We start from the raw sequence: 14422 nt of genomic DNA on the forward strand, positions 1-14422 counted from the left end.
ATTCTCGGAGCCGGCAAAGCCCTTTGTCCTGAAGCGAAGACGTCGGGGCGTTACCGGACCGTCGGGCGTGGATCCGAGTGATCTGGAAGCTGCTGTATCAGCCGTGCCCCCACCATGCGCCCAGCTTTCGGTTGGATCACGCCGCAGCCAATCTTCGAAGGGGAGGCATAATCTCGTAGTCATATTGCATCGCGCGGCGCCCCGGTGCCGTAGAGATAATCAAGGAGAGAGGACTGTCTCTCTCGCTATTGCGAACGAACGTTGGATAGTCGACTTTCCCGTGTGCCGCTCGCTTGCGTTAAAGATTGCAACGCACGCGCAATTCGACCGGAGGCCTTCAAGATCGGACATTGTTTGTGACGTGGGGATCGTCATGACTCGATCCATTTGAGACATCGACCGCTTCGGGTTTGGGATGTCTTTCAAATTAAGCTCTAACCTGCCTGTTATATGCGAACAGAACGTCGCGAGCATGGGGAATGGAAGGTTGTGCACCTCGTGACAAGCAGGCCAGCGCGGCTGCGGTACTGGCTCGCGTGAGAGCAGTTTCCAGTGACTCGCCTGCGGATAGCGATTGTGCAAGGTACCCACAAAACGTGTCACCGGCGCCTACTGTGTCGACTGGTTCGATCTCAAGCGCAGGACATTCGAAGAATTGATGTGGCGTGGCACAGAGCAGCCCTTCGCCACCGAGCGTCACAATGACGTTACTCTGAAATCTTCGCACGTAGTCGCGCATTCGAGCCGCACGATTGCCGCCCGCCAATTCCAGCGCATCACTGTAGAGATCAAACTCCGTCTCGTTGGCCACGACATAGTCAGCGCGCGTGAGAAAGGAGGCCGCTTCCGCGCGGAACGGTGCCGTGTTGAGCACCGAGATTGCACCTGCGTGCCGGGCTGCGCGTAACGATGCTTCAACGGTCGGCAACGGGATCTCGTGCTGGAGAAGAACGAGATCGCCCTGCTTAAGAGGCAGGTCGGCGGGTGACAGGTCATCGGCCGAGACCGTGGCGTTGGCGCCCGGCACTACGGTGATGATGTTCTCGCCCCGCTCATCGACAAGAATAAGCGCGGTCCCGGTTGGCCGGTCACTCTCGCGGATGCGCGACAGATCGACCCCCGCCTCTCGCAGGAGTCGCATTGCGTCGCCCGCGAAGCTGTCATTCCCGACGGCACCAATCATGCAGACCTCGGCACCTGCGCGGGCAGCGGCAAGTGCCTGGTTGGCCCCTTTGCCGCCACCGGCCGTCACGAAGGCGCTGCCGGGTACGGTCTCGCCGGGCGCAGGTAGCCTATCCACCGACGCAATAAGATCGAGATTGATGGAGCCTATGACCACGATCATGATATGCGCCTTCGCTTGGCAGACCGAACGGGAGCCCAGTGTCCACCGTGAATGCCCGCAGGCGTTACGGACCGAGGAGCCATAAGCCTGCGGTCGCCGCGCTCTTCAGGGCTACAACCAGCCTCTTGAGTTTTCGGGATAGGCCGGCGGTGGGCCGACTTCGTGATACGTTCGGTTGAGGTAGATAAGGCTGCGCACGTTGTCACCGCTTTTGATGCCCAGCACTTCGGCGATCAGGATGCTATGTGTGTTGATCTCGAGGGCCTGGACAATCTTGCAGTCAAACGAGACAACCGCGTCTTCCAAAACCGGCGAACCCGTCATGATCGTCGACCACTGCGCCTGCTGGAACCTTTGCTTCATCTCAAGCTCGCCAGCGCCCGAGAACACGCCGGAAAGCCCTCGGTGACGCGACGACAAGGTGTTGACGCAGAAGACGCCGTTGGCTTTCAGCGGCGTGTTCTGCTGACTGCGCCTATTCATGCACACAAGCAGGGATGGTGGCTCGTCGCTTATGCTGCAGACGGCAGTCGCGGTGAAACCGAGTTGTCCGTGCGGCCCGTCCGATGTGATTATGTTGACCGCGGCGCCGAGCCGGCTCATTGCTTCGCGAAATGCCTGCAACGACACGGCATTCTCGGCCGCTCGCTTATCCGCTGAGACCTCGGTCATCCAGGTTACGCCCCGGACTGGGTTATGCCGTATTGGCCGGCAAATGAACGCGCCACGTTGATGTCGGTGAGTGCGGGTACAATGCTCTCGGGGTGGGGGAAGCCATAATAGTAGGCGTCAGCCGCTCTTTCGTCGTTTCTCGCCGCGTGGAGGACAATCTCCGTCGCCGGCGATGGCGTCTCCAGGAAGATGCGGGTCAAGTCGCATCCGCCTCGTCCATACTTCTCCCACATGCCCAGATTGACTTCCGTCATCCAGAGTTCGTCAAAGGGTTTGTCCTGATGCCGGACGATCTCCTGAGCCAGATATTTTGCGCTTCGGCTGGCGAAGTTGCCGCCCTGCCCGCAGATTGGATCGAAGGTTATCGCCGTGTCGCCGACAGACATGATCAGCCCCCCTGACGGCAGGCGGCCGAAGGGGCGGCGCACCATGGGAGCAAAACGCCCTACCAGCCAGGCATGGGGGTCTTCCGAAACATATTCGATGTCGTCGACCATGTGATGTTCCCATGGCGCGAACTCGCGAATGATGTCGCGCGCATGGGCAGTCACCTCTTCACCCGATTTGCATCCACCAAAACGGTCCATTCGGCTCCCCTCCCGGGCTTCGAAAAGGAATCCGTAGGTGTGGCCGGCCGTCTTGTGCGTGTAGGGAACCGCGAAATACTCGCCGGAGTCCGCGAAGAAGTCGAACTTGGTCGAGCTGTAGGGAATGCGGTCCGAGAACCAGTCCTTCACATGCTTGCCGGACTTGCTGCGCACAATCGTCATGGCGAGGTTGCGTTGAGGGCGGTTGTAGAAGCTGCGATGTTCGTCTCTCGCGATGAGCCGCCCCAGGTCAGCCTTGCCCGCGGCCAGCACCGTCAGGTCATTGTCGAGCGCGATCTTGTCCGCGCGCTCGGGCGTTACGCCCTCAATGACAAGCGTGCCGCCGAGCGCCTCAAAATCCTCGAGCCAGCGATGGATCCGCATGCGCTGATCGATCGCGCCCCCGCTCCTGCCATATTCAAGGCGGCCCTTCATGGCAGTGGCTTGCGGATCGCCGGCAAATCTGGCGCTCTCCAGCAACACGCCCTGTGCCGGGAACATCGTGTCCGACCAGAAGTCCATGCCGAGCTCGCGCTCGATATCGATGACCTCGGCGTAAAGGCATGCGGTCCCGGTTGGCGCGGAATGGTTGAGCCATTGCTCAGGTGTCCTGTCCGAATACAGCGTTACCTGATAGCCGCCTTTCACAAGTGCGTACGCCAGGATACATCCCGCCTGGCCAGAGCCGATGATTGCGATCTTTGACATGAGGATATGCTGTCCTTCTAGAGACTTTGCTCTTCTTTGATTGCCTGGATCAAACGCCTGATGCCCTCGCGCAGCGACACCGCCGGCACCAAACCGAGTTCGCGTTGCGCGGCCTCGATACTGAGACGGCCAAGCGTGACATCTTCGGGATCCGCGCCCTGCTCGAGCGAGATTTCCGCGGACGGGATTGCTTCGCGGATTATCGCGGCGGCCTGGTCGATAGTCGGGTTGACGCCGCCGCTGATGTTGAACCTTCGGGTCGAAGGGTCCTTCACATCGAGTGCAAGCAAAATGCCCTCGACAACGTCATCGACATATACCCATTGCCGCGGGAAGCCATTGCCGTAGGGCAGATGGGTAGGTCGTCCCGCCAGAGCGTTCGAGATCATCAACCGTAGCACGCAGCTCGTCTTGCGGCGCGGTCCATAGACACCGGCGATGCGGAGCGAGATCGCATCGACATCGTGCTCCTGCGCATAAGCGGCCACGATGGCTTCACCGGCAATCTTGCTCGAGGCGTAGCATTGCTGGGCCAGCAGCGGGAAATCCTCGGTGATATCGTCCGCCGGCTGGTTTCCGTACACCGTCAGTGACGAGCAAAACAAAAGCCGGCATCTGCCCGACCGGATGGTGATCTGTCGGGCAAGTTCGGCGACATCGAGTGTCCCGCCGACGTTGACGCCAAACATCAATGCCGGGTTCCGGCGCCCGAGGCTTGGGCCGGAAAACCCGCCGCAATGAATGATGGCGTCTATGCCGTGGCGATGCGCGATTTCGTGCAGCTTGTGGACATCGCCGATCTCCAGTTCGAAGGCTTTATCGGTGAGGCTCCTCACCTCCGCAATGGCACGGTCGACCGCCACGACCTGCCTCCCTTCGGCCACGAGCCGCTTTACGACATCGTAACCAAGCAGGCCGTTTGCACCGGTTACCAGGATGGACTGACTGAGCATTTCGATCCTTCCGAGTGACTTATGAGATGTCAAAGTTCCAGCTTCCGTGCCGGCTTCTGCTGCTTGCCGTTCGGGCGCCTACGATAACGAGAGCGATGACGGTCACCAGATAAGGCGTGAGTTGCAGGATCTGCGGCGCGATACCAGTCACGGCGGGAAGACGTATGGAAAGTGCCGAGGCTGCGCCGAACAGCAGCGCGACCACGGTGGTGGCATACGGATTACCCTTGGCAAAGATGATCGCGGCGATGGCGATCAGGCCTCGGTCATTGGTCATTTGCTTGGCAAACAGCGTGACATAGCCGAGGGACAGGTAGGCGCCGGCGAGGCCGCAGAAGAATCCGGAGGCAAGCATGGTGTCGACTTTGATGCGGTTGACGTTTACGCCAGCGGCGGCCGCGGCTTCCTCGGCTTCGCCGACAAATCGAACCCGCAGTCCCCACTGTGTCTTGTAAAGCAGCCACGAAACCGCTGGCACCAGCAAATAGGCGACATAGACCAGCAAGGTATGGCCGCTCACGATCGGTCCGATGAACGGTATGTCGCGCACAAATGGAATATCGATGGCGGGGAAGGTCGGGATGTCGCTGGACGTGAAGATGCCATCCTGCCCCAGCACGCTGACCAGAAGGAGGGCAGTCAGGCCATAAGCAATGAACGTAACCGCAATGCCCGCGATGAAGATGTGCGCCTTGAAGCGCAGATTGAAAAGGACGAGAAGCGCGGCCAACGCCATCGAACAGGCCACGGCGGCCAGTACGCCCATCGTCAAACTTCCCGTCGCGTAGGCTACCGCAATTGCCGCGAAGGCTGCGACGATCATGAAGCCGTCGAGAGCGATGTTCAAGATTCCGGCCTTGAAGGTCAAAAGCCCACCCAATGCCGCCAGGACGAGTGGGGTCGAAATTCGCAGCGTCGAAAATGCGAGGTCCTGCATTTCATGCCTCCTTGATGGCCGGTTGCGACAGGCTTTTGGTGGAACTGTTCGAGCGGCGCGGCCGCTTGAGACGCCAGGTGAACTGGGCTGCCAGGACAAGAACGATGAGAAACTGAAGAACCTGGACGAAGTATTTGCTCAGGCCCGTCGTCATCTGCAGGACTGCGCTTCCGCTATTGAGCACGCCGAAAAGGAATGCCGCGGCAATGACGCCGAGCGGATTGTTCTGCGCCAGCATCGCGACCGCAATTCCATCAAAACCGAATCCCGGTGAGAAGTTGTCGTAAAAGGCATGATATTCGCCTAGAACCTGCTCGGCGCCTGCCAGGCCAGCGACGCCACCACTGATCAGCATCACCCAGAGCGCGTTGCCGCGAACGTCAATACCGCCATAATGGGCAAACTTCGGGTTGAGCCCGATGAGCTTCCAGATGAACCCGCGCAGCGTGGCCGAATTGAAAATGGCAAAGGCAATGCAAACCGCGACGGCAAGGAAAATCCCGGCACTCAGCTGCGAATAGATCGAAAGGCTCGGAAGGAAAGCCGTCTCGGCGACGTCAGGCAGCTTGTTGGTGGGACCCGGCGCCTTCAGCGCGCGCGTCGAGATATAGCCGGTCAACAACAGGGCGATCGGGTTGAGCATCAGGCAGATTACCAACTCGTTCACGGCCAGGTAGACGCGCAGTATCCCGGGAATCGCGGCCCAAGCCATACCGCCAAGAAACCCCGCCGCGATGCAAATCGGCAGATGGATCGCCATTGGCAACCCGACGATGGCGTAACCGACGATCCCGGAAGCCATGGCGCCCATCAGCATCTGGCCTTCCGCCCCGATGTTCCAGAGGCCTGCCCGAAAGGCGATTGCCACCGAGAGCCCCGTGAACAGGAGCGGTGTCATCATCTGCAGGGTGGTCGAGATGTTCGGCCAGCCGGACAGGCCGCCGGTAATGAGGACCTGGTAGACCGCAAGCGGATTTTGACCGAGAAGGGCAATCAGCACAGCCCCCACGACCAGTGCCGTCGCAACCGCGAATAGGGGGACAGCTGCTGTCCTTGCGAGACCTGCAGCCAACGAGTTTGCGCTTTTCAACTGCGTCTCCCTAGTTGCGATAAGTTGGATCTGCCGCGGACTGGCCTGGAGTCTCAAGGCTCGGCTGCCCGGTGGCGATAAGTCCACCCATGTAACGGCCAATCTCTTCGTAAGACGTCTCGCAAGCCAGCAGATCGGCGACGATCCGTCCCCGGTACATGACCAGGATACGGTCCGAGAGAGCCATGATCTCATCAAGGTCGGCAGACACGACAAGAACTGCCTTCCCGGAATCGCGCATGGAAACCAGAAGTCTGTGTATGGATTCGATGGCGCCAATATCGACGCCCTGGGACGGCTGTTCAGCCACCACGACATTTGCCTGCCGGCTCAGTTCCCGCGCGATCTGCACCTTTTGCTGATTGCCGCCCGAAAGCGAGGCCGCCAAAGCGTTTATGCCGCCGCCACGAACGTCGTAGGCGTCGACCAAGCGCTCGGCATGGGCTCGTGCTGCAGCCGAAGAAATGAACGGTCCCCGGGTCACCTCGGAGAAATGCCCGATCATCATGTTTTCCCAGATCGGACTCTGGAGCGAAAGGCCAACGCCGCCCCGATCGGCGGGAATGTAGGCCAATCCTGCCGCACGGACCTCGCGCGGGTTGCTGTATATCGCCTTGCCTGCAAAGGAGATCGTCCCGTTGACTGGTCTGCGCATGCCGGCAATGCATTGGACCAACTCGTCCTGGCCGTTTCCCTGAACCCCGGCGAGCCCGACGATTTCGCTCGCCCTCACGTCCATGGATAGCGAATCGACCGCGACCTCGCCACGATCGCCAAACGATTCCAGGTCTCTCACTGAAAGAAGCTTTTGTCCGTCAAAGGCGCTGGGCGTCTTCTCGACCCTGAGCAGAACCGATCGCCCCACCATCTCGTTCGCGATGTCTTGCGCGGTCACGGTGGCGGCCTCGAATGTCCGCCTTATGCGGCCCCGGCGCATCACAGACACACGGTCGGCAACTTCGAGGACTTCCCGAAGCTTGTGGCTGATGAAAATGATCGCGCACCCGCTCTGCGCCAGGGAGCGCATGGTCGTGAAAAGTTCGCGCGTTTCATGCGGTGTGAGAACCGCCGTCGGCTCGTCCAGAATGAGGATCTCAGCCTTGCGATATAGCGCCTTCAGGATTTCGACACGTTGGCGAAGACCCACGGGCAGCTTCGCCACGATTGCGGTCGGATCGAGTTCCAGGCCAAATCGGCGGCTGATCTCGAGCGTGTCGCGCTGTGCCTTCTTGAAATCCACGCGGCCATAGCTTTTGAGGGGCTCCGCGCCGATGACGATGTTTTCGGCAACTGTGAAGGATGGGGACAGTTTGAAGTGCTGATGCACCATGCCGATCCCGGCCCGGATGGCGTCCGCGGGATTTGAGAATTCGACCAGTGCCCCTTTCAGCCTTATCTCGCCGCCGCTTCGGGGGATCAGGCCATAGAGGATGTTCATGAGCGTCGACTTGCCAGCGCCGTTCTCCCCGACCAGCGCATGAATCTCGCCTTTTTGCAGGGTCAGTGTGGCGTCCTCGATGGCAACAAGATCACCAAACTGCTTCTGCACGCCGGTCAGCTCGACAATGACATCGGTGGTGCCGGGCATCTCTTTCGTCTCCGTCTGTGATGAAAGTCCCGGGCACCTCCGGTGAGGTGCCCGGGTTCCCCGGGAGGAAGAACTGTTCAGCTCGCGGAAGGACGATCGATGGGAGGCGTGCCCATCTGCTTGGCATTGGGATCCAGAGCGATATAGTTCGGAACGACGATCTCGCCGGAGATCACTTTTGCTTTCAGTTCATCGATCTTGGCCAAGGTGGCGTCGGAGATCAGGCCCTTGTTGTACTGATCCATCGCCGCCTGGACGCCGCCCTCCTTGAGGCCGTACTGCTTGTTGACGCCGCCCTTGAATGTGCCGTCAACAACCGATTTGACGATGTCGTATCCCAGGACATCGACGCGCTTCATCATGGAGGTCAGAACCGTGCCAGGCGCCATGTAGTTCTGGTTCGAGTCGACGCCGATCGCGAAGGTGTGGGTCTGCTTGGCCGCATCGATCACGCCGGCGCCGGTCAGATTGGCGACGGCGAAGTTGATGTCGGATCCAGCGCTTACCAGGGCAAGCGTGTATTCCTTGCCGGCGGCCGGGTCGGTGAAGGAGCCTGAATAGCGCTCGAGGACCTTGACGTCGGGCTTCACGGTCTTGGCGCCGTAGTAATACCCGTTGAAGAAGCGGTGAATGACGGGAATATCCTTGCCGCCGACAAATCCGATTGTGCCGGTCTTGGACGTCAACGCGGCGGCCGCGCCGACAATGAAGGAGCCTTCCCAGTCCTTTGCGACCGCGCCCACGACATTGGGCGCGATCGGGTCGGAGCCGACATCGACAATGCCGAATTTCTGGTCGGGAAAGGCCGCGGCTGCTTCCTTCATGGGCTGGATCATGTCGAAGCTTGCGCCAAGCACCAGATCGAAGTCCTTTGCGGCGGCGGCGCGGACCAGCGACGATTTGAAGTCGGATACAGCGCGCGGCTGAATGACCTCATACTCGATGCCGAGATCCGTCTTGGCCTTCTTCAGGCCCTCGGCAATCATGTCATTGAACGAGTGGTCTCCGAGGCCGCCTTCAGCGGTCACAAACGCGACCTTGATGCCGGCTTGCGCCATCGACGTCATGGCAATCAAAGACAGGCTGGCGCAAAGCGCCACGTGCTTGAGAAATTTCATGTTCACTCCCCTGGAGCTGTTTGCTTCCTGAAGCCCGCTTGTCTGGAAGAGCGGATTGATTTTGTGCTGGCGCTTCCATGCAGGCGATACGATCCTAGGAAGAATTGTATGAAACTGTCAATACAAGATTATTGCTTAGTTTATCACTGACGCAAAAAAGGCCGGCGATCGATTGCCGGCCGAGATGGAAGATCCTGACGTCGGGCCGTCATCGAGGTCCGGACTTGGGGCCGCCAGCGAAGATATCGGACAGCATCGTTATGAAAGCCCGGCGGTCGGCGTGAAAAGCCACGTGGCAGTTTTCGGGCCGGGTCGTTCGCTTCTCATGATCGACCACCGTCCTGCCGATGGTGAATTCGCCAACTGTCTCGACGACGACGTTGACGAACTTTGTATCGATTATGCTCCCCTCCACCAGTGCGGCCACGCAAACGGCGTCATGCACGGGTGCGGTGAGAGGCGTGCCGGTGGGCTGGTTGGCTTCGTATCCCTTGATGCGGTGCATTATGATATCGGCGGCAGCCTCACCCGCCGCGGTCCCAAGGTTGCGCAGGTCATCACATTGGTCGCGCGACACCAGGGCTTCGTGCGTGGCGTCGAGCGGGACCAGCGTGATCTTTTTGAAATCCGCGCGAAACACCTGGGCAGCAGCCTCTGGATCCGCCCAGATATTAAACTCGGCGGAGGGCGTGATATTGGATTTATTGATGGCGCCGCCCATGATGATCAACTCGGCGACATTCGATGCAAAGCTCGGATCTAAAGCCATTGTTGCCGCAAGATTAGAAAGCGGGCCGACCGCAATCAGTGTTATCTCTCCTGGATGCCTCGAAAATACTTCTGAAAGATAGATCGGCGCGGAACGATCCTGCTTCCTGCCCTTCGGCGCGGGCAGGGGTAGCACCGCCATATGGACTTTTGGATCCCGCTTCGTCGCCCTTGGCGTGGGAAAGTCCGGACGCACGATGGGGGCTGCCAGGCCTTCAAAGACTGGAATATCGTCGCGACCGATCCATTCCAGGACCCGCAGTGTATTGTCGGTGCATTTCTCGACTTCGATATTTCCGTTGACGGTGGTGACTGCCACGAGATCGAGCGCCGGGTGCAGCGCGGCCAACATGATTGCAACGGCGTCGTCTGTTCCGGTGTCGACGTCGAGAATGAGCTTTTGAACCATCCGTATGCTCCAGAAATTTGTAGCGCGGCCACGCGATCGCGGCCTTGCGCCAATCATGATTGCCATCGGACGCAGGTCATAGTCAATACGAAATAGACAGAGATCGTATTACATATTTTATCGAATACCGGTGGCAATCTGTTGCGCACGGTCGAAACTTTCGATACTAATCGGCATACAGAGGACGCGAAAAGAATGAATGACGACCTGGAAGGTGCTCGGCAACGATTGCAATCCGAGCCAGCCGCGCTTGAGAGCGTTCCCGATGAAATCTATGAAACCGTGGTCCGGGCCATTCTGGACAGGGCGCTCGATCCTGGCACCAAGCTTCCTGAAGATGTCTTTTGCAGCCACTACGGCGTCAGCCGCACGATAGTCAGGGTCGCCATCCATCGGTTGCAACAGGACAGGCTGGTGGAGCTGCAAAGGAACAAGGGCTGTTTCGTCCTTGTTCCCGACCGCAAGGAGGCGATGGACATTCTCGAGGCGCGCAAAGCCATCGAGCCCTATGTGGTTCGCCGGCTGGTCGCTTCCGCGTCGGATGCAGACCTCTTGTCCTTGCAACAGCACGTTGACAAGGAAGACGACGCCTACCATCGCAACGACCAGCGGGAAGCTCTTCGCCTGTCAGGGCAGTTTCACCTGCTCCTCAGTAATATCGCCGACAACAAGGTCGTTGAGGCAACCCTGCTCAATCTCGTTTGCCGGTCCGCTCTGGTGATTGCCACCTACAGCGATGTCACTGCCTGCTGCAAGGCGCACGATCATCGACATCTGGTGGAACTGCTGCGTGCGCGCGACGCCAATGCCGCCGTGGAGCAGATGGAGCGTCACCTGAGCGACATCGAGCGTGACCTTTTCCAGGACAAGGCGGTCGAGGAAAAACCCAGTCTCGAAAGCGTCCTCAAGCTCTATGGCGCGGGCGTTAAGCCGCGTCCGTTACGTCAGGCGGGGTGATCGCGCATGATGTTGCGTGGCAGAAAGGCGCTCGTCATCGGTGGCGCCGTCGGCATTGGCCGCGCCGTATGTCAGGCTTTCGCGTGCGAAGGAGCAAGCGTGGGTGTCGCCGATCGAGGATGGCCCGGAGAGAAATCGTCGATCGTTGCCGAATTGGCGGCATCCGGCGTTGAAGCCTACCCTGACGAAGTCGACGTCAGGGACGAAGCTTCGGTCAAAAGCGTCATCCAGCACGCGATAGTCCGCTTCGGCTGGCTCGATATCCTGGTCAACAACGCCGGGATAACCAGCGGCGGCGCGCCCATGCAGAACCAGGATTTCGAGCTTTGGGCAGAGATATTCGCCACCAATGTCAATGGCGTTGCATTCGGCATGAAGCATGTGCTGCCGCACATGCTGGAGCGGGGCTCCGGACGCATCATCAACACATCCTCGCAACTGGCGCATAAGCCGGCCCCCAGTCATGGCGCCTATTGCGCGTCCAAGGCTGCCGTCACCGCCCTGACAGCCAGCGTTGCGCAGGAGGTGGCGCGTCAGGGCGTAACCGTGAACTGCGTTTGCCCGGGAATGACCGACACGGCAATGCTCTACAAAGGCGGGGCATCATTCGTCGAGGAGAAGCTCAAGGCGCTGCCGATCGGGCGGCCCGCCACGGTGTCGGAGATTGCAGCGACGTACGTCTTCCTCGCGTCGGACGCGGCGGCGTTTTTCGTTGGCCAGAGCCTCTCGCCAAACGGCGGCGACGTCATGTGGTGATGCGATGTTGAGCGAAACCATCGCATTCCTGGTCGAGATAGACCGGCTGAAGCAAGTCGATCGTCAAACCAGGATCATTGGCGGGCGGCGGCGCGAAAATGCAGCCGAGCATTCATGGCACCTGGCGATGTTCGCCCTTGTGCTTGGCGGCAGGTTCAAGCGCATCAACGTGTCGCGGGTCATAGCAATGCTGCTCGTTCATGACATCGTGGAGATCGACGCCGGTGATGTTCCGCTTCACGCGGGCAAGGTGGATCCCGGGGCGACGCAAGCGCGGGAAGCCGAGGCCAGCCGGCGCATCTTTGGCCTGCTGCCGCAAGCCGATGGTCGGCGCTTGTTGCGCCTGTGGAAGGAGTTTGACGCTGGCGAGACCGAGAATTCCCGCTTGGCCCGTGCCCTCGACAGGTTGCAACCCTTGACCCTAAACCTTCGCAACGGCGGCGGAACGTGGCTGGAAAACAACGTCACCGAGGACCTGGTCGTGCAACGCTATGGCGCCGAAATCGAGCCGGCCTCAAGCGAACTCTGGCACGAGGTGCGTGGCCTCATCGCGGGTCATTTCCACGGCGGTTCAAAATCGGCTCGAACCTCCCACCAGGTGGCCTGAAATGGAATTCGAACTTGTCATCGCCAATGGCACGATTGGAACCGCAGCCGATGTCTTCCAGGCCGATATTGCCATCAGGTCCGGTAAGATCGCGCAGATCGGAACTGGACTTGCTCGGTATGCGCAACGGACAATCGATGCGATGGGCAAGTTCGTTCTGCCCGGCGGCATCGACAGTCACGTTCACATCTCGCAGCCGTCGGGCGACGGGATTGTCATGGCGGACGATTTCGAGAGCGGTACTAGATCCGCGCTTTATGGCGGCAACACAACCATCATGCCGTTCTGCCTGCAGCAGCGGGGCCAAACGATGCGCGAAGCGCTCAAATCCTATCACGATTTGGCCGAGGGCCAGTGCTACACCGACGTATCGTTCCATCTGATCGTGTCCGACCCGACGCCCGCCGTGCTGGGGCAGGAACTGCCCGCGCTTATCCGTGATGGCTATACGTCGCTGAAAGTCTTCATGACCTATGAGGGCCTCAGGCTGAACGACGCCGAGATTTTGAACGTCATGGACACCGCAAGGCGTGGCGGCGCTCTGGTGATGGTCCATTGTGAAAACGAAGATGCCATCCGTTACCTCATTGGTCAGCATGAAGCCGCCGGAGAGATCGCACCCAAAGCGCACGCCACGACCCGGCCCATCGTGGTCGAGCGAGAGGCGACCCATCGTGCCGTGTCACTGGCCGAGGTCGCAGATGTTCCTGTTGTCATCGTCCATGTTTCGAACGGGGCCGCGATCGACGAGATTCGAGCCGCGCGCGCTCGTGGTCGCAAAGTGTTCGCCGAGACATGCCCGCAGTACCTGATGCTGACAGCGGAGGACCTGGGAGCCATGGATTGGGAGGGTGCCAAATTTGTCTGCTCTCCTCCCCCACGCGACAAGGCAAGCCAGGAGCAGTGCTGGAACGGCATCGAGCAGAACATTTTTGACCTTTTCTCGTCGGACCACTGTCCCTTCCGCTATAATGATGCGCTGGGAAAGCTGAACCCCAAAGGCCGGGAGAATTTTCGCCACGTGCCAAACGGAATTCCAGGCGTTGAGACGCGCTTGCCGATCCTTTTTTCAGAGGGCGTTTTGAAGGAGCGTATCTCGCTTCAGCGCTTTGTGGCGCTGACGTCGACAAACCACGCGACGCTCTATGGCTTGAACCAGAAGGGCTCGATTGCAGTAGGCAAGGACGCTGACATAGCGATTTGGGATCCCACTTCGCGCAGAACCATTCGCCACAGCGATTTGCATGATGGCTCGGACTATTCGCCCTATGAAGGTCTGGAGGTGAGCGGCTGGCCAACGACGGTCGTCGTAGGCGGCATAGTCATGATTTCAGAGGGACGGCTTGGCGGGCCGAAGGGAGCCGGCAAATATATTGCGAGAGCCTAGGGTCCAAATCCTGAAGGAGCTTCGACTTGTTCTACACCTACATGTCTTTTTGCAGGATTCACTTGTTCTTGGGGTACGACGCGTATTTGCGGTTCATCGTCCATTCCGCTCCGTATGGAGCTTTGGCGCAGTTTGTTCTTAGCGAGCGAAGAACCCGACTACCGCTGCGATTGCGATAAACCAATCGTTCGTTTGCTAGGTGCCACTGACATTGGGCGCATAGCTGCCCCTTTTTTCGGCATCGGGCCGTGGCTGCCCTACATGCCTCAACTCGACCAACCGGTAACCGTCCACAATAACAACAATGGCTTACCTTTAAAGGGCGACATATTGCCATCGGCGCGCTAACCTGCTCGCGCCCCCGTTTCGCACGACTTCTCTCTGGCCCGCAGCACCGATTGGTGCCCTTACAACGCAAAAACCGCCCCGGTTAGACCGGGACGGTTATTGATTTATGATGAAATTGGTTGCGGGGACAGGATTTGAACCTGTGACCTTCAGGTTATGAGCCTGACGAGCTACCGGGCTGCTCCACCCCGC

Annotated in this window: 13 protein-coding genes; 4 read left to right on the forward strand and 9 right to left on the reverse strand. The window is 59.5% G+C overall.

Translation table 11 applies throughout. The features are described from left to right. Positions 1-427: 427 nt before the first annotated feature. The 9 genes from FJ492_RS27545 to FJ492_RS27585 all read right to left on the reverse strand — a co-directional run bounded on the left by FJ492_RS27545 (position 428) and on the right by FJ492_RS27585 (position 10175). A complete protein-coding gene (locus tag FJ492_RS27545; RefSeq protein ID WP_140773428.1) occupies positions 428-1345 on the reverse strand; it encodes a ribokinase in 918 nt (305 codons plus the stop codon). A gap of 111 nt (positions 1346-1456) precedes the next feature. After that, the gene (locus tag FJ492_RS27550; RefSeq protein WP_140773430.1) at positions 1457-2017 is read right to left on the reverse strand and encodes a flavin reductase; all 561 of its coding nucleotides are present in this window, start codon (positions 2015-2017) and stop codon (positions 1457-1459) included. Between the two features lie 5 nt (positions 2018-2022). Next, on the reverse strand, positions 2023-3312 hold the full coding sequence (locus FJ492_RS27555) for a styrene monooxygenase/indole monooxygenase family protein (RefSeq protein ID WP_140773432.1): 1290 nt from the start codon (positions 3310-3312) through the stop codon (positions 2023-2025). 17 nt (positions 3313-3329) lie between these two features. After that, complete coding sequence (locus FJ492_RS27560) at positions 3330-4265, reverse strand: NAD(P)-dependent oxidoreductase (RefSeq protein WP_140773434.1); 936 nt, start codon at positions 4263-4265, stop codon at positions 3330-3332. A gap of 19 nt (positions 4266-4284) precedes the next feature. Further along, entirely contained in the window at positions 4285-5202 is a 918-nt protein-coding gene (locus FJ492_RS27565) for an ABC transporter permease (protein WP_140773436.1), read from the reverse strand. Position 5203: 1 nt separating this feature from the next. Continuing rightward, on the reverse strand, positions 5204-6349 hold the full coding sequence (locus tag FJ492_RS27570) for an ABC transporter permease (RefSeq protein ID WP_140773438.1): 1146 nt from the start codon (positions 6347-6349) through the stop codon (positions 5204-5206). After that, positions 6303-7880, reverse strand: a complete 1578-nt coding sequence (locus FJ492_RS27575) for an ABC transporter ATP-binding protein (protein WP_140773440.1) — start codon at positions 7878-7880, stop codon at positions 6303-6305. The genes FJ492_RS27570 and FJ492_RS27575 overlap by 47 nt, the downstream gene beginning before the upstream one ends. A 77-nt stretch (positions 7881-7957) precedes the next feature. Continuing rightward, positions 7958-8998, reverse strand: a complete 1041-nt coding sequence (locus tag FJ492_RS27580) for a BMP family ABC transporter substrate-binding protein (protein WP_140773442.1) — start codon at positions 8996-8998, stop codon at positions 7958-7960. Positions 8999-9206: 208 nt separating this feature from the next. Then, positions 9207-10175, reverse strand: a complete 969-nt coding sequence (locus tag FJ492_RS27585) for a nucleoside hydrolase (RefSeq protein ID WP_140773444.1) — start codon at positions 10173-10175, stop codon at positions 9207-9209. 195 nt (positions 10176-10370) lie between these two features. On the opposite strand from FJ492_RS27585, the gene FJ492_RS27590 reads away from it, so the two are divergent. Genes FJ492_RS27590 through hydA form a run of 4 tightly spaced genes read left to right on the forward strand, consistent with a single transcriptional unit; the run spans position 10371 to position 13882 of the window. Beyond that, on the forward strand, positions 10371-11132 hold the full coding sequence (locus tag FJ492_RS27590) for a GntR family transcriptional regulator (RefSeq protein ID WP_140773446.1): 762 nt from the start codon (positions 10371-10373) through the stop codon (positions 11130-11132). A gap of 9 nt (positions 11133-11141) precedes the next feature. Beyond that, a complete protein-coding gene (locus FJ492_RS27595) occupies positions 11142-11888 on the forward strand; it encodes an SDR family NAD(P)-dependent oxidoreductase (RefSeq protein ID WP_246676142.1) in 747 nt (248 codons plus the stop codon). A 7-nt stretch (positions 11889-11895) separates the two neighbouring features. Continuing rightward, positions 11896-12495, forward strand: a complete 600-nt coding sequence (locus FJ492_RS27600; protein WP_246676141.1) for an HD domain-containing protein — start codon at positions 11896-11898, stop codon at positions 12493-12495. Between the two features lies 1 nt (position 12496). After that, the gene (hydA, locus tag FJ492_RS27605; RefSeq protein ID WP_140773452.1) at positions 12497-13882 is read left to right on the forward strand and encodes a dihydropyrimidinase; all 1386 of its coding nucleotides are present in this window, start codon (positions 12497-12499) and stop codon (positions 13880-13882) included. Positions 13883-14422: the final 540 nt, after the last annotated feature.

Origin of the sequence: Mesorhizobium sp. B2-5-4 (assembly GCF_006441095.1) — a bacterium.
Taxonomy (GTDB): Bacteria; Pseudomonadota; Alphaproteobacteria; order Rhizobiales; family Rhizobiaceae; genus Mesorhizobium; species Mesorhizobium salmacidum.